Origin of the sequence: Kitasatospora sp. NPDC056138, assembly GCF_042264695.1 — a bacterium.
GTDB lineage: Bacteria > Actinomycetota > Actinomycetes > Streptomycetales > Streptomycetaceae > Kitasatospora.
The window spans coordinates 66,745-87,738 of record NZ_JBHJVK010000022.1 but is presented as its reverse complement, the minus strand read 5'-3'; the positions used below and the strand labels follow the sequence as shown (position 1 = coordinate 87,738).

At 74.8% G+C, this 20,994-nt stretch carries 18 protein-coding genes and 1 pseudogene; 9 read left to right on the top strand and 10 right to left on the bottom strand.

The features are described 5' to 3' along the window. The first annotated feature begins 172 nt into the window (after positions 1-172). Positions 173-1,282, top strand: coding sequence for a Ku protein (locus tag ACFC1R_RS16350; protein ID WP_375938994.1), 1,110 nt, complete (start codon positions 173-175; stop codon positions 1,280-1,282). A gap of 107 nt (positions 1,283-1,389) precedes the next feature. On the opposite strand, the gene ACFC1R_RS16345 is transcribed toward ACFC1R_RS16350, so the two are convergent. Continuing rightward, positions 1,390-2,787 carry an NADP-dependent succinic semialdehyde dehydrogenase gene (locus ACFC1R_RS16345; RefSeq protein WP_375938992.1) on the bottom strand — a complete coding sequence of 466 codons (1,398 nt, stop codon included), beginning with the start codon at positions 2,785-2,787 and terminating at the stop codon, positions 1,390-1,392. Between the two features lie 7 nt (positions 2,788-2,794). Then, the gene (locus tag ACFC1R_RS16340) at positions 2,795-3,076 is read right to left on the bottom strand and encodes a DUF6158 family protein (RefSeq protein ID WP_375938990.1); all 282 of its coding nucleotides are present in this window, start codon (positions 3,074-3,076) and stop codon (positions 2,795-2,797) included. A gap of 122 nt (positions 3,077-3,198) precedes the next feature. On the opposite strand from ACFC1R_RS16340, the gene ACFC1R_RS16335 reads away from it, so the two are divergent. The 6 genes from ACFC1R_RS16335 (at position 3,199) to ACFC1R_RS16310 (ending at position 12,566) form a co-directional block, all read left to right on the top strand. Further along, positions 3,199-4,242, top strand: a complete 1,044-nt coding sequence (locus ACFC1R_RS16335) for a PHP domain-containing protein (protein WP_375938988.1) — start codon at positions 3,199-3,201, stop codon at positions 4,240-4,242. A 3-nt stretch (positions 4,243-4,245) separates the two neighbouring features. Next, positions 4,246-5,172, top strand: coding sequence for a non-homologous end-joining DNA ligase (gene ligD / locus ACFC1R_RS16330; protein ID WP_375938986.1), 927 nt, complete (start codon positions 4,246-4,248; stop codon positions 5,170-5,172). A gap of 171 nt (positions 5,173-5,343) precedes the next feature. Then, positions 5,344-5,859 (top strand): CU044_2847 family protein, encoded by a 516-nt coding sequence (locus tag ACFC1R_RS16325; protein WP_375938984.1) that lies wholly within the window; start codon positions 5,344-5,346, stop codon positions 5,857-5,859. An 8-nt stretch (positions 5,860-5,867) separates the two neighbouring features. Next, on the top strand, positions 5,868-8,147 hold the full coding sequence (locus tag ACFC1R_RS16320; RefSeq protein WP_375938982.1) for a trypsin-like peptidase domain-containing protein: 2,280 nt from the start codon (positions 5,868-5,870) through the stop codon (positions 8,145-8,147). A 34-nt stretch (positions 8,148-8,181) separates the two neighbouring features. Then, positions 8,182-9,162: an AAA family ATPase gene (locus tag ACFC1R_RS16315; RefSeq protein WP_375938980.1), complete on the top strand. Its 981-nt coding sequence runs from the start codon at positions 8,182-8,184 to the stop codon at positions 9,160-9,162. 14 nt (positions 9,163-9,176) lie between these two features. Continuing rightward, entirely contained in the window at positions 9,177-12,566 is a 3,390-nt protein-coding gene (locus tag ACFC1R_RS16310) for an SAV_2336 N-terminal domain-related protein (RefSeq protein ID WP_375938978.1), read from the top strand. A gap of 180 nt (positions 12,567-12,746) precedes the next feature. Here ACFC1R_RS16310 and ACFC1R_RS16305 read toward each other — a convergent pair whose 3' ends face one another. From ACFC1R_RS16305 to ACFC1R_RS16275, 7 genes and pseudogenes are all read right to left on the bottom strand, one after another. Then, positions 12,747-13,352 (bottom strand): vitamin K epoxide reductase family protein, encoded by a 606-nt coding sequence (locus ACFC1R_RS16305; RefSeq protein ID WP_375938976.1) that lies wholly within the window; start codon positions 13,350-13,352, stop codon positions 12,747-12,749. 4 nt (positions 13,353-13,356) lie between these two features. Beyond that, the gene (locus ACFC1R_RS16300; RefSeq protein WP_375938974.1) at positions 13,357-14,148 is read right to left on the bottom strand and encodes a DsbA family protein; all 792 of its coding nucleotides are present in this window, start codon (positions 14,146-14,148) and stop codon (positions 13,357-13,359) included. Positions 14,149-14,245: 97 nt separating this feature from the next. Next, positions 14,246-14,902 carry a hypothetical protein gene (locus tag ACFC1R_RS16295; protein WP_375938972.1) on the bottom strand — a complete coding sequence of 219 codons (657 nt, stop codon included), beginning with the start codon at positions 14,900-14,902 and terminating at the stop codon, positions 14,246-14,248. A 177-nt stretch (positions 14,903-15,079) separates the two neighbouring features. Continuing rightward, positions 15,080-15,568 carry a MarR family winged helix-turn-helix transcriptional regulator gene (locus tag ACFC1R_RS16290; RefSeq protein WP_375938970.1) on the bottom strand — a complete coding sequence of 163 codons (489 nt, stop codon included), beginning with the start codon at positions 15,566-15,568 and terminating at the stop codon, positions 15,080-15,082. A 93-nt stretch (positions 15,569-15,661) separates the two neighbouring features. Further along, positions 15,662-16,116 (bottom strand): annotated as a pseudogene (locus ACFC1R_RS16285) (nuclear transport factor 2 family protein). After that, complete coding sequence (locus ACFC1R_RS16280; RefSeq protein WP_375938968.1) at positions 16,107-16,913, bottom strand: MBL fold metallo-hydrolase; 807 nt, start codon at positions 16,911-16,913, stop codon at positions 16,107-16,109. The pseudogene ACFC1R_RS16285 and the gene ACFC1R_RS16280 overlap by 10 nt, the downstream one beginning before the upstream one ends. A 32-nt stretch (positions 16,914-16,945) precedes the next feature. Then, complete coding sequence (locus tag ACFC1R_RS16275) at positions 16,946-17,557, bottom strand: DsbA family protein (protein ID WP_375938966.1); 612 nt, start codon at positions 17,555-17,557, stop codon at positions 16,946-16,948. A gap of 101 nt (positions 17,558-17,658) precedes the next feature. Between ACFC1R_RS16275 and ACFC1R_RS16270 the strand changes: the two genes are divergently transcribed. Continuing rightward, a complete protein-coding gene (locus ACFC1R_RS16270; RefSeq protein WP_375938964.1) occupies positions 17,659-18,642 on the top strand; it encodes an adenosine deaminase in 984 nt (327 codons plus the stop codon). Here ACFC1R_RS16270 and ACFC1R_RS16265 read toward each other — a convergent pair. Next, complete coding sequence (locus ACFC1R_RS16265; RefSeq protein ID WP_375938962.1) at positions 18,639-19,490, bottom strand: DUF4389 domain-containing protein; 852 nt, start codon at positions 19,488-19,490, stop codon at positions 18,639-18,641. The two genes, ACFC1R_RS16270 and ACFC1R_RS16265, sit on opposite strands and share 4 nt — an antisense overlap. A gap of 316 nt (positions 19,491-19,806) precedes the next feature. Here ACFC1R_RS16265 and ACFC1R_RS16260 point away from each other — a divergent pair, with 316 nt between their 5' ends. Further along, positions 19,807-20,970: a ferritin-like protein gene (locus ACFC1R_RS16260; protein WP_375938960.1), complete on the top strand. Its 1,164-nt coding sequence runs from the start codon at positions 19,807-19,809 to the stop codon at positions 20,968-20,970. Positions 20,971-20,994: the final 24 nt, after the last annotated feature.

Here is a 20,994-nt window from a genome sequence, read left to right as displayed (position 1 = left end):
TGCGCCCGGCCGCCGTCCCCCCGCCGCCCGGCCGTCGTGCGGAGGAGTGGCCGATCGGCCTGCGGCGACGGACCATGGACAGCGGCGAACCGCGCCTTCGGCGGCGCAGCCGGAGCCGCGCGGCCGGAGCCCGCCGCCGCGGAGCGCGGACGGCGGACCGAGGAGGCCCACCATGGCCAGACCGATCTGGACCGGCACCCTGAGCTTCGGGCTGGTCGCCGTTCCGGTGGGGCTGTACGCGGCCACCGAGGACCACTCGCCGCACTTCCGCCAGCTGGAGCGCGGAACCTCCGACCGGGTGCGCAACCTGCGGGTGAACGAGCGCACCGGCAAGGAGGTCGCGTACGGCGACATCGTCAAGGGCTACGAGGTGGCCGAGGGCGAGTACGTCGTCTTCGAACCCGCCGAGCTGGAGGACCTGGCGCCGGGACGCTCCCGGTCGATCGAGATCAGCGGCTTCGTCCGGTTCCAGGAGGTGGACCCGATCTTCTTCGACCGGACGTACTACCTCGGGCCGCGCGGCAAGGAGTACGCCAATGTGTACGGGCTGCTGCTGCGGGCCATGACCGAGACCGGGCGGGCGGGGCTGGCGACCTTCTCGATGCGCGGCAAGCAGTACCTGGCGGCGGTCCGGCCGGAGGCGGACCTGCTGGTGCTGCAGACCATGCACTACGCGGAGGAGGTCCGCGACCCGCACCGGGAGGTGGACAACCTGCCCGGCGAGGTGGCACCCCGGGAGAAGGAACTGGCCACCGCCTGCCAGTTGATCGAGGCGCTCAGCATCGACTGGGAGCCGGAGGCCTACCACGACACCTACGGCGAGCAGGTCCGCGACCTGGTCGAGGCCAAGCTCACCGGCCGGGAGACCGTGGCGGCCGCCCCGGCGCCGGAGTCCACCAACGTGGTGGACCTGATGGACGTGCTCCAGCGCAGCCTGCGGCAGGCCGGTGCCGGGGAGGACAGCAGCGGGCAGCGGTCCGTGGCGCAGCCGGAGGTGGCTGCCGCGAAGCACCCGCCCGCCGCCAAGCACCCGCCCGCCGCGAAGCACCCGCCCGTCGCGCGGGACAAGGCCGCCGCCAAGAACGCACCCGCCGCGAAGAAGGCGGGCGCGGCGAAGCGGGCACCGGCCGGCCAGGACCTGTCGGCGCTCGGCAAGACCGAGCTGTACCGGATGGCGACCGAACAGGGCATCCAGGGCCGCTCCACCATGACCCGGGACCAGCTCCGGCAGGCCCTGGAGGAGGTCGCCCGCCCGCGCCGCCGCCTGCGCGCGGTCTCCTGAACACCGTCTCCCGAACCCCGTCACGCGAACCCCGTCGGGTGAACGACCGCCCCGCCCCCGCCGGCCGACGGGGGCGGGGCGGCCGGACAGCCGTCCCGTACGGCCGGCTACGCGGGCCCCAGCCAGACCGTGGTGGCGTTGCAGAACTCGCGGATCCCGTGCCCGGCCAGCTCACGGCCGTAGCCCGAGCGCTTGATGCCGCCGAAGGGCAGGGCCGGGTGCGAGGCGGTCATGCCGTTGAAGAAGACGCCGCCCGCCTCGATGTCGCGGACGAACCGCTCCTGCTCGGCCGCATCGGTGGTCCACACGTTGGAACTCAGCCCGAACGGGCTGTCGTTGGCGAGTGCGACCGCCTCGTCCAGGCTGTCCACCCGGTACACCGTGGCGACCGGTCCGAACGCCTCCTCCCGGTGGATCCGCATGGCGGGGGTGATCTTGGTGAGCACGGTCGGCGGGTAGTACCAGCCCCGTCCCAGCTCCCCGTCCGGGCGGTCTCCGCCGCACTCGGCGACGGCGTCGTGCGCGAGCGCGTCGGTGACCAGGGCGGAGAGGTCGGCCAGTCCCTGCCGGGTGGCGAGCGGGCCGATGTCGGTGTCCGGCGCCATCGGGTCGCCGATCCGCAGCGCGCCCATCGCCTTGGCGAACTCGCTGGTGAACCTCGGGTAGACGTCCGAGTGCACGATGAACCGCTTCGCCGCGATGCAGGACTGCCCGTTGTTCTGGGTACGGGCCTTCACCGCTGTCCGGACGGCGGCGTCCAGGTCCGCGCTGGGCAGCACCACGAACGGGTCGCTGCCGCCCAGTTCCAGCACGGTCTTCTTCAGCTCGTCGCCCGCCACGGCCGCGACCGAGCGGCCGGCCGGTTCGCTGCCGGTGAGGGTCACGGCCGCCACCCGGCGGTCCCGGATCACCGCCTCGACCGCGCCGGAGCCGATCAGCAGGGTCTGGAAGCAGCCCTCGGGCGCTTGGGCCCGGCGGAACACCTCCTCCAGGGCGAGCGCGGTCCGCGGCACGTTCGAGGCGTGCTTCAGCAGGCCCACGTTGCCCGCCATCAGCGCGGGTGCCGCGAACCGCACCACCTGCCAGAGCGGGAAGTTCCACGGCATGACGGCCAGCACCACGCCGAGCGGCCGGTAGCGGACGTACGCCGCCGTGGCGCCGGAGTCCACGACGTCGTCCTCGCCGGGAAGCTCGTCCGCGATCAGTGCCGCGCCGTGGTCGGCGTACCAGCGCAGGGCCCGCGCGCACTTGGCGGTCTCGGCCGAGGCCTGGGCCAGCGGCTTGCCCATCTCCGTGGTCACCGTGCGGGCCAGCTGCTCCCGGTCGGCGTCCATGACGTCGGCGGCCCGGCGCAGCAGCTGGGACCGGTACTCGAAGGAGGTGAGGCGGTAGTCGAGGAAGGCGGCCCCGGCCCTGGCCAGGCGCAGTTCCAGCTCGGCCGGGCCGAGCGGTTCGAAGGTCTCCAGGGTCTCGCCGGTCGCGGGGTTCACGGTTGCGATGGGCATGTCGGCCTCACTCCGGGTGCGCCTCGGCGCGGGCGGCGGCCTCGCGTGCGCGGGCGCCGTTCCTGGTCCGGCCGGCGGTCACCTGGCGGAGCGGGAAGCGCCGCAGGTACTCGTCCTCCAGCTGACCGGTGCGCAGGGTGTGGCGGTGCAGCGCCTCCTCGGAGCCGTACAGGAAGGTCTCGTGGCGGGTGCGGTGCAGGTGGGAGAGTTCGCGCAGCAGGACATCCGTCTCCAGGGCGAGCGGAGGGATGCCGCCGGACCGGTGCTGCGTGCTGGCGGGGTCGTGCATGGCCGTTCCTCCTAGCCCCCCGGATGGATCCCCCGGATGGACGCCTCCAGATGTACCGGTGCCCCCGCGCGAGCTGCGGAAACCGGGTTTCCCCGGCTACCGCACCGGGCAGTTTCCGCCACATGGACCCCGTTCGGGCGCTTGAGCGGATCGCCTTCCTGCTGGAGCGCGAGCAGTCCTCGCCCTACCGGGTGCAGGCCTTCCGGCACGCCGCCGAGGCCGTCCGGGCCCGGCTCGCGGCCGATCCCGATGTCTCCACTCTGGCTGCTCGGGCCGCCGGGCTCAAGGGCATCGGGCCGACCACGGCCGGTGTGATCGCGGAGGCCGCCGCCGGCCGCACCCCCGGCTACCTCGCCGACCTGGAGCAGCGCGCCGCCGAGCCGCTCGCCACCGGGGGCGAGCAGCTGCGCGCGGCCCTGCGCGGCGACTGCCACCTGCACTCCGACTGGTCGGACGGCGGCAGCCCGATCGAGACGATGGCCCGGACCGCCCGCGACCTCGGCCACTCCTGGGCGGTGCTCACCGACCACTCGCCGCGCCTGACCGTCGCCCGCGGCCTCAGCCCCGAACGGCTGCGCCGGCAGCTCGACGTGGTGGCCGGGATCAACGCGCGACTGGCGCCGTTCCGGCTGCTCACCGGTGTCGAGTGCGACATCCTGGACGACGGGAGCCTCGACCAGGAGGACGAACTGCTCGACGAACTCGACGTGGTGGTCGCCTCCGTGCACTCCGGGCTGCGGATGGAGCCGATGCCGATGACCCGCCGGCTGCTGGCCGCCGTCCGCAACCCGCGCACCGACGTCCTCGGCCACTGCACCGGCCGCCTGATCGGCGGAGGACGGGACGGGAAGACCCGGCCGGAGTCCCGGTTCGACGCCGAGCGGGTGTTCGCCGCCTGCGCCGAGTCCGGCACCGCCGTCGAGATCAACTGCCGCCCCGAGCGCCGTGATCCGCCCATGAGACTGCTCGAACTCGCCGCCGGGGCGGGCTGCCTGTTCGCCCTCGACACCGACGCCCACGCACCCGGCCAGCTCGACTGGCAGCCGTACGGCTGTGCCAGGGCCGAGGCCGCCGGACTCGGCCCCGAACGGATCGTCACCACCTGGACCGCCCGCCAACTGCTCACCTGGGCGGACACCGGCCGCACCCCCGGACCCCGGCGGTGACCGGTGGCCGCCGCCCCGGACCCCACCGCCACCGTCACCGAGATCGAGGGACGGCGACTGCGGCTGACCCACCTGGACCGCGTCTACTACCCGGGGACCGGCTGGACCAAGGCCGCCGCCCTGCAGTACTACCTCCGGATCGCGCCGTTGCTGCTGCCCCACCTGGCCGGCCGGCCCGCCTCCTTCCTGCGCCTGCCCGAAGGTGTCACCGGCGAGGGGTTCTGGGCCAAACGGGTGCCGCCCGGCGCCCCCGACTGGCTCACCACCCTCGACGTCGAACACCGCGAGGAGACCCTGCGGCACGTCGTCGTCGCCGATCTGCCCACCCTGCTCTGGGTGGCCAACCTCGGTGCGCTGGAGATCCACGTCCCGCAGTGGCGGCACACCCCGGCCGAGCACGACCGGCTGATCGTCGACCTCGACCCGGGGCCGGGCACCACGATCGTCGACTGCTGCGCCGTCGCCCTGCTCGCCCGCCGCGAACTCGCCGCCGACGGCCTGCGCGCCTGGCCCAAGACCTCCGGCGGCAAGGGACTCCACCTGCTGGTGCCGCTGCGCCCGGTGCCCGAACGGGCCGCCGCCGACTACGCCCGCCGCCTCGCCGCCCGGCTCCGCGCCCACCGGCCCGACCTGGTGGTGGACCGGATGGACAGGTCGCTGCGCACCGGCCGGGTCTTCGTCGACTGGTCGCAGAACAGCAGCGCCAAGACCACCGCGGCCCCGTACTCGCTGCGCGCCGGGCCCCGGCCCGCCGTCTCCGCCCCGCTCACCTGGACCGCCGTCCGCAACTGCCGCCGCCCCGAGGACCTGTGGCTCACCCCCGAGCAGGTCCTCGCCCGTTCCCGCGACCCGATGTCCGGCCTGCCGACCCCGGCCGAGGCCGGGGAGCTTCCCCGGGGGGACCTCGCCGGCCGGCGGCCAGGCGCGTGAGCAGCCGTGCACGGAGCACCGGTGCCCGCGCGCCGTTCCCCGGAGGTCCGGGCGGGGTCCGACCGGTCCGGTGCCGGAGATCCACGCCCGGGCGCGGATCTCCGCACGCCCGGCGGCGTGATCTTGCTGATCTTGCTGCGGGGATCGGCGGGAGTGGGCAGAATCGGGGTCATGTCGTCGTTCTTCGAGTTCTCGTTCACTGACGGCACGTCAGTCATGCTGCGTGCCTTCCCCGCTTCCCAGCAGCAGGCGGAGGCCGCGGAGGAGCCCGAGCCTGAGCCGGCCCCGGCGCCGGCCGGAGGTCTGCCGCCCGGCCTGGCCGGTGGCCGAGCGGTGGGCCGGCAGTCCGAGGACGACCGGTCGGACGAGGACGGCGAGCAGCAGCGGGCCCGACGGGTGACCAGGCTCGCACAGGGCTCGCTGCGGGCGGCGCTGCGCCCGCTGGTGCCGCTGCTGCAGGAGGTGCACGACACCGTGGCCGAGGTGCCGGACCGGCCGGACACGGTGTCGGTCGAGTTCGGGGTGCGGTTCGGGAGCGACCTCAAGCTGGGCATCGTCGGCGGCAGCGGGGAGTCCAGCCTGCAGGTCTCGGCGACCTGGCAGCTCCCGGCGCGCCCGGCCACCGCCGGCCCCGCCGCCAACGGCGGTGCCGTGCCGCTCGGTTCGGCCGTCCCCTCGGCGCGGTAGCCGGGGGCATGGACTGCTCCGACAGTTCGGCGTGCCCAGGTGAGCAGGCCCTGCTCGACTCGTACGCCTCGGTGCTCGACGTGCGCAGCGGCGAGGTGTGCGGCGGTGCGGTGCTCCTGGCGGAGCAGGCGGTGCTCACCTGCGCCCACGTGGTCAACATGGCGCTCCACCGCAAGGGCTTCGACCCCGGCCACCCCGGGCCGGTGACCCTGCGCGTCTCCTTCCCGGGCGGGATCGAGGTCGACGGCCGGCTCGACTGCTGGATCCCGCCGCGCACGGCCGAGAACGGGCGGGTCCCCGAGGGGGCTGTCGGCTGGCTGGGCGACCTGGCGCTGCTGCGGCTCGCCGCGGATCCGCCCGCGGAGGTCCGGCCCCAGCGCTGGGGCCGGATGGCCCGCGAGCAGAAGGTCCGCGCCTGGTACGGCAGCGGGCTCGCGATGTCGTACGTGGACACCCGGGTCCGGTTCACCGGTTCGGACGTCTGCTACCTCGACCTGGAGGCGACCGGCGGGCCGGTCATCGGCCCGGGCTACAGCGGTGGGCCGCTCTGGTCGCAGGACGACGAGGCGGTGGTCGGGCTGGTGGTCGGCCAACTCCGCTCCGCCGAGGGCACGGTGGGGCGCGGCTACCACGACCGGAGCTTCGCGATCTCCTGGCAGAGCATCGCGGCCGAGCTGAACCGGTCCCTCGGTCCGGACGCGGCAAGCGCCCTGCTCCCGTCCGGCGCCCCCGAGGCCGACGGCCCGGCGCAGCGCCGGCTCGCCATGCTCGTCCGGCAGTTCCTGCCGCATCCGGAGGCGGTGGGCACTCCCGCCCGCTTCGTCGCCCGGGAGTGCGGCCGGCAGGTCACCTCGGGCTGGCGGCCCGACGCGGACGGCTTCGCCCGCCTGCTCGCCGCCGAACCGCGCGCCCTGCCCGCCCTGGTGGAGTACCTGACCGCCCAACGCCTCGGCGGGGCAGCCGAGTTCCTGGCCTTCGGCCGTTCCGCCGAGGCGACCGCCCTGCTCTCGCCGGGCGAGCACGGCTGGCTGCTCGACGCCCTCGCGGACACCGACCCGGCCCTGCTGGTGCGGGCGGCCGGCGGCGCGGCCCCCGAGATCCGGATGCCGCCCGTACTCCCGCGTCCTGCGGCCGGAGCCGCGACCGGTCCGGTGGCCGAGCTGGTCGAGCAGCTGGAGGGCCACGCCGGAGGCTACTCGGTGGCCGAGCCCGGCGTGCTCCGGGTGCCGCCGCTGCTGCGCGTGGCCGAGTACCGCGCGGCCTGGGCCGACCGGGCCGGGGAGCCCCGGGGCGGCCAGGAGCTGCGCTCCTGGTCCGAACGGGTGGCCGCCCGGCTGGGCGTCCGCGCCGAGGTGCTCGGCGAGTACCGCGCCGCCGCCGCCGAGTGGGCCGACCTCCAGCACGCCGCCGCCCCCGCGCCGACCGGCACGGCCCCGGCCGGCACCGCGGGCCCCCGGATAGCCGTGAGCCTCACCCGCTACGAGTACGCCGGCCGGGGCGGGGACGGCAGCTTCCGCTGCGCCGCCTGGGCCGACAGCGGCGACTGCGTCCTGCGCCCGGTCCCCGCCCCCGACCCCGGCCCGCTGGGCCCGCCGGAGGTGGCCAGGTTCATCCGGTCCGTCCTGGCCACCTGGGACGAGGACCTGCCGGCCGCCGAACCGGCCCCCGACGAACCGCTGGTCGAGATCTTCCTCGACGAGCCGGAGCTCGGCCTGCCCGTCGAGCACTGGGACAGCGCCGACCCGCAGGACCGGTACGCCGACGTCGAACCCCTCGGCATCGCCTACCGGATGGTGGTCCGGCTGGCCGGGGAGCTCCCTCCGGTCCAGGCCAAGGAACGCGCCAAGCGCCTGCGCCGCCGCTGGCAGCACCTGGCCACGGCGGACGTCCTGCACCTGGACGAGCGCCACCAGGAGCGCCGCCACGTCACCGGCGAGGTCCAGCGCGAGCAGCAGGCGGCCCGGATCGTCCTGCGCACCCCGGACCGCGCCCGCCGGGCCGCCTTCGCCGCCGACTGCCTGCGGCTCGGCGTGCCCGTGGTGCTCTGGGACCGGCAGGTCCAGGGCCCGGTCCGCACCGAGGAGTTCGACCCGCTGGCACCCGGAGGCCCGGCCCTCGGCCTGCCCGAACGCGTCCGCCGCTACCGGGCCGAGGTCTTCGGCGACCGCTCCCGCCCGCTGCGGCCCGTCCTCGCCTGGGAGGACCCGGGCCGGCCGCCGCCGCCCGTGCTCGAACTCACCGACCCGGACGACCTGTACGACACCTACCTGACGGAGGACGGCGAATGACGCGCGAGCGGCGAACGACGAGGAACGGCGGACGATGAGCCAGCACAGCCAGGTCGACGACGGCCAGGACGACACCCCGCCCGACTGGTGGCTGTTCCACGGCGACAGCCGGGCCCGGACGCCCGCGATGCCCCCGGCCCCGCCCTGGCGCAGCTTCGGCCGTTCGCCCGACGGCGAACCCGCCCGCCGCTACCTGATCGACCGGGCCGAGACCGACGTCGTCAACGCCGCACTCCACCTGCGCCGCCCGCTGCTCGTCACCGGCCACCCCGGCACCGGCAAGTCCTCGCTCGCCCACGCCATCGCCCACGAACTCAGCCTCGGGGAGGTCCTGCACTGGCCGGTGAACAGCCGCTCCACCCTCCAGGAGGCCCTCTACCGCTACGACGCCATCGGACGGCTGCGCGAGAGCACCCTGCTGCGCGAGCACGGCCGCGGAGAGCCCGACATCGGCAGCTACCTCCGCCTCGGACCGCTCGGCACCGCGCTCGTCCCGGCGACGAGACCCCGCGTCCTGCTGGTGGACGAGCTCGACAAGGGCGACGTGGACCTCCCGAACGACCTGCTGACCGCCTTCGAGGACGGTGCCTTCGAGATCCCCGAACTCGCCCGGCTCCCCGAGCAGGAGGCCGAGGTGGAGGTGTTGACCGCCGACGGCGGCGGCCGCCGCACCCGGGTGGTCCGCGGACGGGTCCGCTGCACCGAGTTCCCGGTCGTGGTGATCACCAGCAACGGCGAACGCGACTTCCCGCCGGCCTTCCTGCGCCGCTGCCTGCGCCTGGACCTGCCCGACCCGGACGAGACCCGGCTGCGCAGCATCGTCGCCGCCCACCTGGGCCCCGACGCGCTCGACGGCGCGGAGGACGTGCTCCGCGCCTTCCTGGACCGGCGCACGGAGGGGGAGCTGGCCACCGACCAGCTGCTCAACGCCGTCTTCCTGCGCAAGGGCGGCATCGGCCTGGACGCCGACGCCCTGCTCGACGCCGTGCTGCGCAGGCTCGGCGGAGCGGTCTGAAGGGCGGGGCGGCGGTGGAACTCCGGTCGGTCCTGGACGCACTGGCGAGCGGTGGCGTCGAACTCGCCCCCGAGGAACTGCTCGACGCCCTCTGGCTGGCCCGCCGGCTGCCGGCCGACCACCGCGCCCCGCTGGCCGGTGCGGTGCACCCCCGGTCCGCCGGGGGCGCACCGGCCGGACCGGAGCGGGACACGCCGCCCGGACCGGCCGCCACCGGCCCGGTGCCGCCGCCCGATCCGGTCCCCACCACCCCCGCCCGGCCGCTCTACGCCACCGACCGGGCGGCGGCCCGGCCGGCCGGTGCCGCACGGCTGCAAGCGGTACGCGTCCCCGAGTTCCAGGGCCTGCCGGACCAGTTGCCGCTCGGCCGCGCGCTGCGTCCGCTCAAGCGGCACCGCCCCAGCCTGCGCCACACCGAGGTCGACGAGGCGGCCACGGTGGCCGCCACGGCGGACGGCGGCGTGCTGGAGGTGGTCCTCCGCCCGGCCCGGGAACGCTGGCTCCGCTGCGACCTGGTGGTGGACGACGGCATCTCGATGCTGATCTGGCAGCGGACGGTCACCGACCTGCGGCTGCTGCTCGAACGCAGCGGCGCCTTCCGGGACGTGCGGGTCCACGGGCTGCGAACGCGCGGGCCCGGCGGGGTCCGCCTGGTGCGCAGCCCGTACGGGAGCGGGACGGCGGGCGCGCTCGACCCCGCGACGCTGGCCGACCCCACCGGCGAGACCCTGTTCCTGGTGTTCAGCGACGGCGCCGGAGCGGCCTGGCGGGACGGGCGGATGCACACCGTCCTGCAGCGGTGGGCCGCCTCGGGTCCCACCGCGGTGCTGCACGCGCTGCCGCGCCGGATGTGGCCGGGCACGGGACTGGCCGCCGGGCAGGCCGCGGTCCGGACCTCGTACCCCGGCGCGCGCAACGCGGACTGGCAGACCGCCGACGAGGGCGGCCCCGGCGTTCCGATCCCGGTGCTCGACCTCACCCCGGCGGCCCTCTTCGACTGGTCCCGGTTCCTCGCCGCGCCCAACGGGGAGACCCAACTGCCGCTGTGGGAACCGCACCCGGCCCCCGGCGCGCTCCGCCGGACGGCCGCTGCGCCCCCGCCGGACCAGGCTGCCGCCGCCCGGCTCCGGCTGGAGCGCTTCCAGCGCGCGGCCTCCCCCGCGGCCCACCGCCTCGCCGCCCACCTCGCCGCCCGCTCACCGGTCACCGTCCCGGTGATGCGGCTGATCCAGGCGACCCTGCTCGGCACCGCCGACACCGTTCCACTCGCCGAGGTGGTCCTCGGCGGCCTGCTCCGCCCCACCGCACCTGCCGCCGAACGGCCCGCCGCCCACCGGACGTTCGACTTCCCGGCACAGGTCAAGGACGTCCTGCTCGACTCCGTGCCGACCGCCGAACTGCTCGACGTCAGCGGCCGGGTGGGCAGGTTGCTCGACGAACTGGTCGGCCGGTCGGCGGACTTCCCGAGCTGGCTGGACACCGGCGGCAGCCCGGGGCCGCACCGCACGGGCAGCCCGTTCGCCTGGGCCGGCCGAACGCTGCTGCACCGCCTCGGAGTCGGGGAGCCGGCGGCCCGGGAGCGGGCCGAGCGAGAGTCGGCGGACCGGGCCGCGGCGGAGCGGACGGCCGGACTCCCGTCGGCCGCACCCACGCCGGCCGAACCCCTGACGGCCGAACTCCCGCCGACCGCCGCCGCGCTGGCCACGACGGGCCGGATGGTCCCGCGTCGACCGGGGGACCCGCGCGCCGCCGGGCCGTACCGGGTGCTGGGCCGGTCGGCGACCGAGGAGTGGGCGTACGTCGGCGCGGACGACGGCGGCGCGGTGGTGAACCTGCGGATCCTGCCCGACGACCACCGGCAGCGCATCCGGCTGATCCGGGCCGAGGCCAGGAACCTGCGCAGCGTCGGGGCCCGCTACGCCCCGAAGGTGGTCGCGGAGGGGACGGACGACCTCGCCCCGTGGCTGGCCACCGCCGTCCCGCTCACCCCGGCCGGACGGCCCGCGCCGACCCTGCGCGAGTTCGTCGACGTCTGCGGGCCGCTGCTGAACTCGGCGCTGCTGCACCACCTCGCACTCCACCTGGCGCTCGCGCTGCGCCGGGTCCTGGACAACGGCATTGCCCCGGTCCAGCTCGACCTGGACCGCATCGTCGTCACCGGGGACGCGCCCGTGGTCACCGACTGGCGGGGGGACCCGGCCGTCTCCCGCCTGCTCAGCGACGAGAGGTCGTGGGACGCCGTCTTCCGCAGGCCGCTGCGGTCGTCGGTCGGCAGTCTGGTGCACACCCTGGGGGAGGTGCTGTTCTACTGCGCGACCGGACGGGAGTACGACCCCGCCGCCCGGGACGGCGACGACTACCGGATCATCTGGGGCGACATGGTCGGCAAGCCGACCGTGCAGGACCGCCGGTGGCTCACCCTCGTCGCGCACTGCCTCCGGGAGGAGCCGAACACGAGGCCCGGCCTGGACCGGCTGGTCGCGGAGTTCCGGGGCCGCCTGGCGGCCGGTGCCGAGGACACCCGGCTGACGGCCTGGATGCCCCAGCGCGGCCGGGCGCTGCTGAACGGCCACCAGTCGGCGGGGCCGCGGCCGCCGGCGGTCCTCGGCGGCGGTGCAACCGAGGCCGCGCAGCCCGCTTCGGCCGGGGCGGCCGGCAGCGGTGTCGAGCCTCCGCCGCCGCCCACCCGGTTCCACCGGATCGCCGTGCTCGCGCCGGTCCTGGGCACCGGGCTGGCGACCACCGCCGTCATGCTCGGCGCGGCGCTCACCCGCTCCGGCGGCCGGCCGGTGGTCGCACTGGACTCGGGCCGGGGCGCCCACGCCCTCAGCGCCCTGGGGCACCCGACGGTGTCCGACGGACTGTGGTGGCTGGCCGAGGAGGAAGCCGCGCCCGGATGGGCGGCGCTGCGGGAGTACCTGAGCCCCGGCCCGGAGGGGGTGCACATCCTCGGCGGGGGCCGTCGCCACGAAGGGCTGACCGGGGGGCAGTACCGGCGGGTGCTGAGCGCCCTGCGGGGGTACTACGACACGACGGTCACCACCTGCCGGGCACCCACGCTCGACACCCACGTCCGTGCCGTGCTGGACTCGGCCGACCGCCTGGTGCTCGTGGACGGCCCGGAGCACGGCCTGCGGGACACGGCGGCACTGCTGGAACTCCTGGAGTGGGAGGGCCACCGGGCGCTGGCCCGTTCCAGCGTGGTGGCGGTGGTGCACACCGAGCCCGGTCGGGGCGGGCCCGCCGGGCACCGGGTGCCCGAGGTCGCGGAGCTCTGCGGGGAGGTCGTCACCATCCCGTACGACGAGGGCCTGCAGGACACCGGTTTCGGGGGGCGGCTGACTCCCTCCAGGGCCACCCGGGCGGCCTTCGGCGAGCTGGCCGGGCTGGTCGACGCGGACTGAAGGCGCCGCGGCGGCCGGTTCGCGGTGAACCGCTTCACCGCGGCGGGCAGCCCTGCGGGCGGGGTCGTGCGCCCGTCGTACTCCCGTCGTGCGCCCGTCGTGCGCCCGGGACTTGCCAGGGACGCGCACGGGATGCGGCGGGCCGGACCGGGATCCGGGCCGCCGCGTCGGGGCCGAGCGTCAGATCAGGGTCCGCCAGTAGTACCAGAAGCGGTCCAGGATCAGCAGGGCGATCACCGCGTACCAGAGCACCGGCACCGCCCAGTGGTAGCGGGCCGCCTCCCGGACCACCGGGCGCAGCCCACGCGGCACGGGGATCACCCCGCCGCGCAGGTTGTGCAGGGTGGTGTACCAGAACAGCGGGATCATCGCCGACCAGGTCACGATGCAGTACGGGCAGAGCGCGTTGATCGAGTACAGCGTCTGGGTCATCAGCCAGGTGACGAAGCCGATGCCGAAGACCACGCCGGCCTGCAGGCCGAGCCAGAACCACCGCCGGTACGTCGCCCCGGCCAGTAGCCCGGCGCCGATCGCGATCACCACGCCGAAGGCCACCAGCCCGATCAGCGAGTTGGGGAAGCCGAAGACCGACGCCTGGGAGCTGCGCATCACCGAACCGCAGCTGATGATCGGGTTGATGTTGCAGCTGGGCACGTAGGACGGGTTCTGGAGCAGCCGGATCTTGTCCAGGGTCAGCTCGATCGAGGCGGCCAGCCCGACCGCTCCGGTCACCACCAGCAGCCAGGCCGTCCGCCGCCCGGTTCGGACGGTCTCGGTGAAGGACATCGGCTCAGCCCGCCGAGATGGTCTGCTGGACGAGCGCCTGGTACTGCTCGGGGCTGATCGGGGTGCCGTTGGTGAAGACGTTCAGCGTCTTGCCGTCCAGCATCAGGGTGGGCGTGCCGCTGACACCGCTGGAGTTGAACGCCTGGGAGACCTTGGCCGCCCACGGCGCGTAGGTGCCGTCCTGGACGGCCTTGACGAAGGCGTCCGTCTTCAGCCCGGGGACCTTCCCGGCCAGGTCGAGCAGGTGGTTGACGTCGCCGAAACCGTCGGTCTGCTCGTTCGGCTGGTTCGCGTAGAGCACGTCGTGGAACTGCTTGAACTTGTCCACGCCCTCGTTCAGCGCGGCCCCGGCCGCCGCCAGCGCGGTGCGCGAGCCCTTTCCGCCGAGGTTGGCGTCCAGGAAGGTGGCTATGTGGTACTCGATCTTGTAGGTGCCGCTGTCCGCGAGCTGCTGGATCGTCTTGCCGTCGGTGGTCTCCAGCCGCTCGCAGATCGGGCAGCGGAAGTCCTCGTAGATCTTGAGGGTGTGCGGGGCGTCGGCCCTGCCGTAGGTGATCACGGTGCCGTCCTGGCCGGAGGCGTTGGCGGGGACCACCAGCGGCCCCGAGGCGGCGCCGTCACCGCCGTCGTTGCCGCTCACCGCGACCGTCACGCCCACCGCCAGGGCCAGGACGGCGGCGCAGGCCGCGCCGATCACGATCCGGCGGCGCGTCCTGGCGGACTTCTCCTCGCGGAGCCGCTGCTCCTTCAGTCGCTCGGTGGCGGACTTGTTCAGCTTCTTCTGCTGGTTGCTCATGATGGTGGGTTCCTGTTTCACGCGGTCCGGGTACGGCTGGGCGCGCCCCGGCGAAGTGCCGTGGGCGGCGGGGCCTGCGTGAGGTACGGGACGGTGCTCAGCAGGCCGGCGCGCAGGCCGGCGGGCCGCGTCGGACGGCGGGGCGGAGCAGCGCGGGCTCGGCGGGGACCCGCTCGCGGCTGGCCCGCGGGATCCGCAGCCGGAGCACCGGCCGGACCGGGAGCGGGGCGAGCAGGCGCAGCACCGGCCGCGCGCCCGCGAGCAGTTCGCGCAGGGCCCGGGCCACCGTGGCCTGGCCGCGCAGGGCGCGCTCGCTCTGCCGCAGCCACCAGGAGGCGAGCACGGCGAGCAGGACGTGCCCGACCAGCACCGAGAGCCCGTTCAGCGAGGTCGCCGTGGCCGCCGGGTCGGTGAGGAAGCCGCCGACCGAGCCGCCGCCGCAGATCAGGGCTTCGAGGCCGGTCCGGCCGCCGTGCAGCGCGGTGTCGCCGCCGGGGCAGGTGGCCTGGCCGAGGTCGAACAGGACGTTGACCGCCAGTTCGGTCGGGAGGAAGAGGGCCAGGATCCGGCCGAAGCCCCGCTCGGCGCCGGAGCAGACGAACGCGACCAGGAAGGTCGCCAGGGCGGCCGTGCCGAGCACGGTCACCGGCAGCGGCCGACCGCTCAGCACCACCTGGCTCAGGGCAGCCAGCAGCACCACCAGGGCGGCGAAGACCGCTGCCCGGATCGTCCTGGATGTCTGGCTGGTGTGCATGGCTCCCGAGTCTGCCACAGGGTCAGGACCTGCTCCGAAACGCTGTGAGTGACCTCACCAGGGTGCCCGGAGGGGCGTCAGCACCGGATAAGGACGGGGCCCACAGGCCGGGAGGACAGTGCCGGACGATCCGCCGACGCGTCGGGGCCGGCTCGACCGTCCGCACCGGCGGCCGGACTAGCGGAGCGGCGGCAGCAGGGAGCGGGCGTGCCGCCCGACCCGGTCGAGTGCACCGATCATGTCGGTGAGCTCGCCCGGCGGCAGCGCCGCGTACAGCTGCCGGTCCGCCTCCCGGACGTGCGCACGGGCGGCCCGGACGAGCGCCTCCTCGCCCTGCTCGGTCATCGAGACCAGCTGGACCCGCCGGTCGTCGGGGGACGGGCGGCGCCGGACCAGCTCGGCCTTGACCATCCGGTCGACCAGGCGGGTCGCGCCGCCGCTGGTGACGACCAGCCGTCCGGAGAGCTCGCTCATCGGGGCGCCGTCGGGGCGCTCGGCCAGGATCAGCAGGATCTCGAACATCGGGTGGCTGATCCCGGCCTCGCGCTGGATCGCGGTGCCGAGCTGGTGCTCCAGCAGGGCGGAAGCACTCAGCAGCACGCCGACCGCCCTGATCCGGGGGTCGGCGGCGGCCTGTGCCCCGCTGCTGATCTGCTGGTCCGCCACCGCGAGCCCTCCCTGGTCGATCGAACTGGTGCCCGGCCCAATCGTCCCGGCCGGGTGCACCGGCCGTCCAGTCCGGGCCGGGGCGGCCGGGCTTCAGGGCCGCATCGCGGCCAGCACCTCCGCGGTGTCCACGGACTGTTCGAAGCGGACGATCAGCCCGTCCCGGACCACGAAGTGGTGGGCCACCCCGACGTCCAGCGGCCCGCCGGTGGCCCGGTCGACGGCGGTGTGGCGGGCCGGCACCACGACGTTCTCGCCGTCCACCGCGTAGCTGTCGTCGTGGGCGGTCCAGCCGTCCCGGTCCCGGGCGGGTTCCGCCGTCACGTCGGCGGTGACCCCGGCGGGGTGCGGTACGTCCCGGCGAGCGGGAAGCCGGTCATCTCGGTCCACTCGACGTCGTCGGCCAGGGTGGCCCGCAGGGCGTCGGGATCGCCGTCGGCGGAGGCCGGGTACTGCCGGCGGACCACCCCGGCGGAGGCCGGGTACTGCCGGCGGACCACGTCGGCGGGGGCGGCGGAGAGCACGGGTGCGGTCGGCGTCAGCCCCATGCCAGCTCGCCCTTGGCGACCTTCGGGCCGATCTGGGCGGCGATCAGCATGCCCGCGTCCGGGTACCGCTCGACCAGCTCCTCGGTGACGGTCGCGCCGTTGGCGGCCGCGGGGAGCATCGCCTCGAAGGCCAGCAGGTAGTCGCGGGTCCAGGCGATGGCGCTGGGGTCGGCGGGGGTGCCGGGCAGCCGGTGGCCGGGGACGACCAGGCGCGGGTCCAGCGCCTCCATCTCGTTCAGCAGCTCGATCCAGGTGGTGCGCTGCTCGACCCGGGGCGTGTCGGCGGTCCAGACGTGCTCGCGCTGGAAGACCAGGACACCGCCGAGCACCGCGCGGTGCTCGGCCTGCCAGAGGTAGTGGCGGTCGGGCAGACCGGCGCTCCCGCCCATCAGCTGGAAGCGGTGGCCCTCCAGGTACAGGTCCCCGGTGAGCGGTGCCGGCTCGACCAGCCGGGTCGGACGGTTGGCGCCGACCGCCTCCCAGGCCTTCAGCTTTCCTTCGAACTTCGCGCGGATGTGGCCGATCACCGGTGTGGTGGCGACCAGCCGGGCCTGGGGGAAGGCGTCCGCGACGACCTCGGCGCCCCAGTAGTAGTCCGGGTCGCCGTGGCTGATGAAGACCGTGGTCAGCTCCTTGCCGGAGTCCAGGACCTCGGCCACCAGGCGGTGACCGTCGGCCCGGGTGAAGCCGGTGTCGACCAGCAGGGCCTCGCGCTCGCCGGTGACCAGGGTGGCGGTCTTGTTCCTGCTGCCGACCGGGAAGTCCAGGTCGACGACCTTGAAGTCGAGGGTGTTCATCGGAAAGTCTCCTGGGGGAGGGTGGTCTCGGATCACCGGAGGGCGGCGAGGCGGCGGTCCACCTCGGCGGCGGTGGCGTGGCCGACGGCCAGGACGGTGGCCCGGCGGCCGTCCACCGCGAGGAGGGTCGGGAAGCCCTCGACGCCGAGCTGGGCGGCCCGGCGGAAGTCGGCGGCGGCGTCGGCCGTCGCGGCGGGGGACTCGAAGTGGCGGACGACGGCGTCGGCGTCCAGGCCCGCGGCTTCGGCGGTCTTCCGGTAGGTGGCGGCGTCGGAGAGGCTCAGGCCGTCCCGGTAGAACGCCTCCTGGATGTCGGCGGCCAGCTCGGCGGCGCGCCCGGGGGCGGCGGCGCGCAGGGCGGCGAGGCCGCGGGCGGCGTCCTCGGAGTCCATCACGAACGAGCCGTCGGCGATCAGCCGCTCGTAGGCCGGGCCGAACTCGACCCCGGTCAGCTCGGCTATCCGGGCGTTCGCGCCCTGGACGTAGCCGAACTCGCGGATCGGCACCCGGCGGGCACCGGTGAACAGGCCGCCGGAGACCACCTCGACGGGCAGCTCGGGGTGGCGGTCGGCGACCGTGGCCATGGTGCGGGCGAAGCCGTAGGACCAGCCGCAGTAGGCATCGAGGACGTAGACGAGCTGCATGGGGGAAACCTGCCTTGTCGAGGGGACGAGCAATTCACCTGACACAACAGTAACTGACTCGTCAGATATTTCCGGAGGGCATGAGTCCGTAGGATTGACCGATGCCGATACCCAAAGCCGAGCTGCACCTGCACATCGAAGGCACGCTGGAGCCGGAGCTGGCCTTCGCGCTGGCCGAGCGCAACGGCGTCACGCTGCCCTTCGCCGACGTGGAGCAGCTGCGCGCGGCGTACCGCTTCGACGACCTGCAGTCCTTCCTGGACCTGTACTACCGGCTGATGGACGTCCTGCACACCGCGCAGGACTTCACCGACCTGGCCGACGCGTACCTGGCCCGCGCCCGGGCCCAGGGCGTCCGGCACGCGGAGATCTTCTTCGACCCGCAGGCGCACGCCGCCCGGGGTGTCCCGATCGACACCGTCGTCACCGGGCTCACCGCCGCGCTGGAGCGCAGCGAGGCCGGGTACGGCATCACCACCCGGCTGATCCTGTGCTTCCTGCGCGACCAGTCGGCCGAGTCCGCGCTCGCCACCCTGGAGTCGGCCCTGCCGTACCTGGACCGGATCACCGCGGTCGGCCTGGACTCCGCCGAGGTCGGCAACCCGCCGTCCAAGTTCACCGCCGTCTACGACCGGGCCCGCGCACTGGGCCTGCGCGCCGTCGCCCACGCGGGCGAGGAGGGCCCCGCCGAGTACGTCCGGGAGGCGCTGGACCTGCTGAAGGTCGAGCGGATCGACCACGGCCTGCGGGCGATGGAGGACCCGGAGCTGGTCGAGCGCCTGGTTCGGGAGCGGATCCCGCTGACCCTCTGCCCGTTCTCCAACGTGCGGCTGCGCTGCATCGACACCCTCGCGGACCACCCGCTGCGGCGGATGCTCGACGCCGGACTGGTCGCCACCGTCAACTCCGACGACCCCGCCTACTTCGGCGGCTACGTCGACCTGAACCTCACCGAGGTCGCCGCCGTCCTCGGCCTCACCGAGCAGCAGGTCCGCACCCTGGCCAGGAACTCCTTCGAGGCGTCCTTCCTCGACGGGCCGACCCGCGCCCGCTACCTCGCCGAGGTGGACGCCCACCGGTTCTAGGGCCGGCCGAGCGGCCTGCCGTCGGCCGCCGGCCACGGCGGTGCCCGGTGCTGCACCGACAGCGTCGCGGCGGGGCCCCCGCGCGGATCCGCGTTCTCCTCGCTGCGGGGGCTGCCGAAGGACGAGGCGACGTAGCCGAGGAGTCCGAGCACGAGGAAGGCGACGACCAGGGCCTTGGCCGGTCCGCCCAGCAGCAGGGGCCGGGTGGCGGAGCGCGGCCCCTCCAGGGTGTCCGGGGGCAGGTCGTCGCCGAACAGCCGCTTGGGATAGGCCGGGGTGAGCAGCAGACCGTAGGCGTGCACGCGCATCCCGTACCGCAGGGTGGCGGCGGTCGCCTCGAACAGCGGGCGCGGCATGCGTCCGAGCAGCAGGACCAGCAGCCAGAAGAAGAACGCCAGGCTGTACCAGCCGGCGGTGACCAGGCTGCTCACGACGGCGGCCGGGATCATCAGCAGGAGTCGGAAGAACACGGCCAGGCGGTTGAGCGGCCCGGCCCGCAGCTCCAGCTGGACCGGGTAGTCCGGGGGTGCTTCGAGGGTGAACGGCGGGTAGCGGTCGACCAGCAGCATGGCGCTGGCGTTCACCCGGGTCGAGTAGCCGAGGTACCCGGCCAGGAACTCGTGCACGGGGTCCGGCAGCCTGCCGAGGACGAGGGCGGCGAACCACCCGATCACCACCATGAGCAGGGCCACGATCCCCAGCAGGAAGACCACGACGAACTGCGGGACCAGCAGCAGCAGCCGCAGCAGGACGGTCAGCCGGCGCTGCCGGCCGGGCTCGGGAACGTCGAGTGCGGGCAGCCACTCGCGGGGGGTGTCGGTCGGGAGGCTCCATCCGGTTCCGGTCACGGCGGACCTCCTCGGTGTACCGCGTTCAGGAGTGCTGTTTCCATGATGTCGGCACGCCCACCCGGCAGCATCCGTACGGCACCGCCGGCACCTCCCCGGCCGGCACCCCCGCGACCTGCCTGCCGTGTCGTGCCGCGCGGACCGGGCGGGCGCGAGCGGCGGATTGACCCGCCCGGGTGGCAAACCGGGCGGCAGGCACACCGGACCGGCGGCGGTGCCGGGTCCCGGCCCGGTCTCCTTGGTAGCTTCGCCACCCGCCGGGAGCAGGCGGACGCGGCTCCGCACCGGGTGGAGCCCTCTGAGAACGGAGCACGCTGTGAGCGATCCGGTCGAGAACGGGACGGGCCGGCGGCTGCCGTCCCTGGGCCGCCGGGGGTTCCTCCGATCAGCCACGCTGGCGACCGGAGCCCCGGCCCTCCTGGCGGGGACGGCGTCGGCCGGGCCGCGCGGCGAGGGCCCCGGGGCGGTGGCCGAGGCGGCGGGTGCGGCGGTGGCCGGTGCGGTGGGCAGCGTCGTCCAGCTGATGGGGGTGGCCCGTGACCGGCGCGACGTCTCCTGGATCAGGAGCGCCCTGCAGGCCGCGGTGGAGCTGGAACTGGCCACCATCCCGCCCTACCTGTGCGGCTGGTGGTCCATCAGGGACCGCTCCGGCGAGCCCGCCAGACTGATCGAGCGCATCATCGCCGACGAGATGTACCACATGGGCCTGGCCTGCAACCTGCTGGTGGCCGTGGGCGGTTCACCGAAGATCACCGCCGCCGTCCCGACCTATCCCGGGCCGCTGCCCGGCGGGGTGCGGAGCGGCCTCACCGTGTACCTCTCCGGGCTCACCAAGCCGTACGTCAGGGACGTCCTGATGGGCATCGAGACGCCCGAGGCCCCGCTCACCCGGGAGGTCGGGCCGCCGACCATCGGCGCGTTCTACGACGCGCTGCTCGCCGCGTTCCGGGCCGTCCGCCCCGCGGTCTCCGAGGCCGGCCAGCTGACCCTGCGGATCGGGCCGAACCGGCTGACCCGGGTGCGCGGTCTCGGCGGCGTCGAGACCGCGATCAGGACCATCAAGGAGCAGGGCGAAGGGACCTCGGCCTCGCCGGACGAGCCGTTCGGCGACGACTTCCCGGCGCACTACTACGCGTTCGGTGAGATCTACCACGAGCGGCGGCTGCGTCAGACCGGCAGGGCCTGGGAGTACAGCGGTGAAGCCGTCCCGTTCCCGGACACCCGCCCGATGGGGGTGGTGCCGCCCGGCGGCTGGCCCTCGCCCCCGGACGAGGTGCGACAGCTGCTCCGGCAGTTCGACGAGACCTTCGCGCGGGTGCTCGAAGGCCTGGAGACCGCCTGGGAGCGGGGCGACCGGGACGCCCTGGACGACGCCGTGTACGCGATGTTCCACCTGGAGGCTCCGGCGATCAGACTGATGGGCATCGCGCTGCCCGACGGCACCGGCACCTACGGTCCGGAGTTCCGGCCGGTGCGGTAGCCGGCGGGAACCGCCGGACGGGCC

What these genes read in the sequence shown, in the direction of transcription:
- ACFC1R_RS16350 (WP_375938994.1), top strand. Translation starts at nt 173, where the DNA reads ATGGCCAGACCGATCTGGACCGGCACCCTGAGCTTCGGGCTGGTCGCC.
- ACFC1R_RS16345 (WP_375938992.1), bottom strand. Translation starts at nt 2,787, where the DNA reads ATGCCCATCGCAACCGTGAACCCCGCGACCGGCGAGACCCTGGAGACC.
- ACFC1R_RS16340 (WP_375938990.1), bottom strand. Translation starts at nt 3,076, where the DNA reads ATGCACGACCCCGCCAGCACGCAGCACCGGTCCGGCGGCATCCCTCCG.
- ACFC1R_RS16335 (WP_375938988.1), top strand. Translation starts at nt 3,199, where the DNA reads ATGGACCCCGTTCGGGCGCTTGAGCGGATCGCCTTCCTGCTGGAGCGC.
- ACFC1R_RS16325 (WP_375938984.1), top strand. Translation starts at nt 5,344, where the DNA reads ATGTCGTCGTTCTTCGAGTTCTCGTTCACTGACGGCACGTCAGTCATG.
- ACFC1R_RS16320 (WP_375938982.1), top strand. Translation starts at nt 5,868, where the DNA reads ATGGACTGCTCCGACAGTTCGGCGTGCCCAGGTGAGCAGGCCCTGCTC.
- ACFC1R_RS16315 (WP_375938980.1), top strand. Translation starts at nt 8,182, where the DNA reads ATGAGCCAGCACAGCCAGGTCGACGACGGCCAGGACGACACCCCGCCC.
- ACFC1R_RS16305 (WP_375938976.1), bottom strand. Translation starts at nt 13,352, where the DNA reads ATGTCCTTCACCGAGACCGTCCGAACCGGGCGGCGGACGGCCTGGCTG.
- ACFC1R_RS16300 (WP_375938974.1), bottom strand. Translation starts at nt 14,148, where the DNA reads ATGAGCAACCAGCAGAAGAAGCTGAACAAGTCCGCCACCGAGCGACTG.
- ACFC1R_RS16295 (WP_375938972.1), bottom strand. Translation starts at nt 14,902, where the DNA reads ATGCACACCAGCCAGACATCCAGGACGATCCGGGCAGCGGTCTTCGCC.
- ACFC1R_RS16280 (WP_375938968.1), bottom strand. Translation starts at nt 16,913, where the DNA reads ATGAACACCCTCGACTTCAAGGTCGTCGACCTGGACTTCCCGGTCGGC.
- ACFC1R_RS16275 (WP_375938966.1), bottom strand. Translation starts at nt 17,557, where the DNA reads ATGCAGCTCGTCTACGTCCTCGATGCCTACTGCGGCTGGTCCTACGGC.
- ACFC1R_RS16270 (WP_375938964.1), top strand. Translation starts at nt 17,659, where the DNA reads ATGCCGATACCCAAAGCCGAGCTGCACCTGCACATCGAAGGCACGCTG.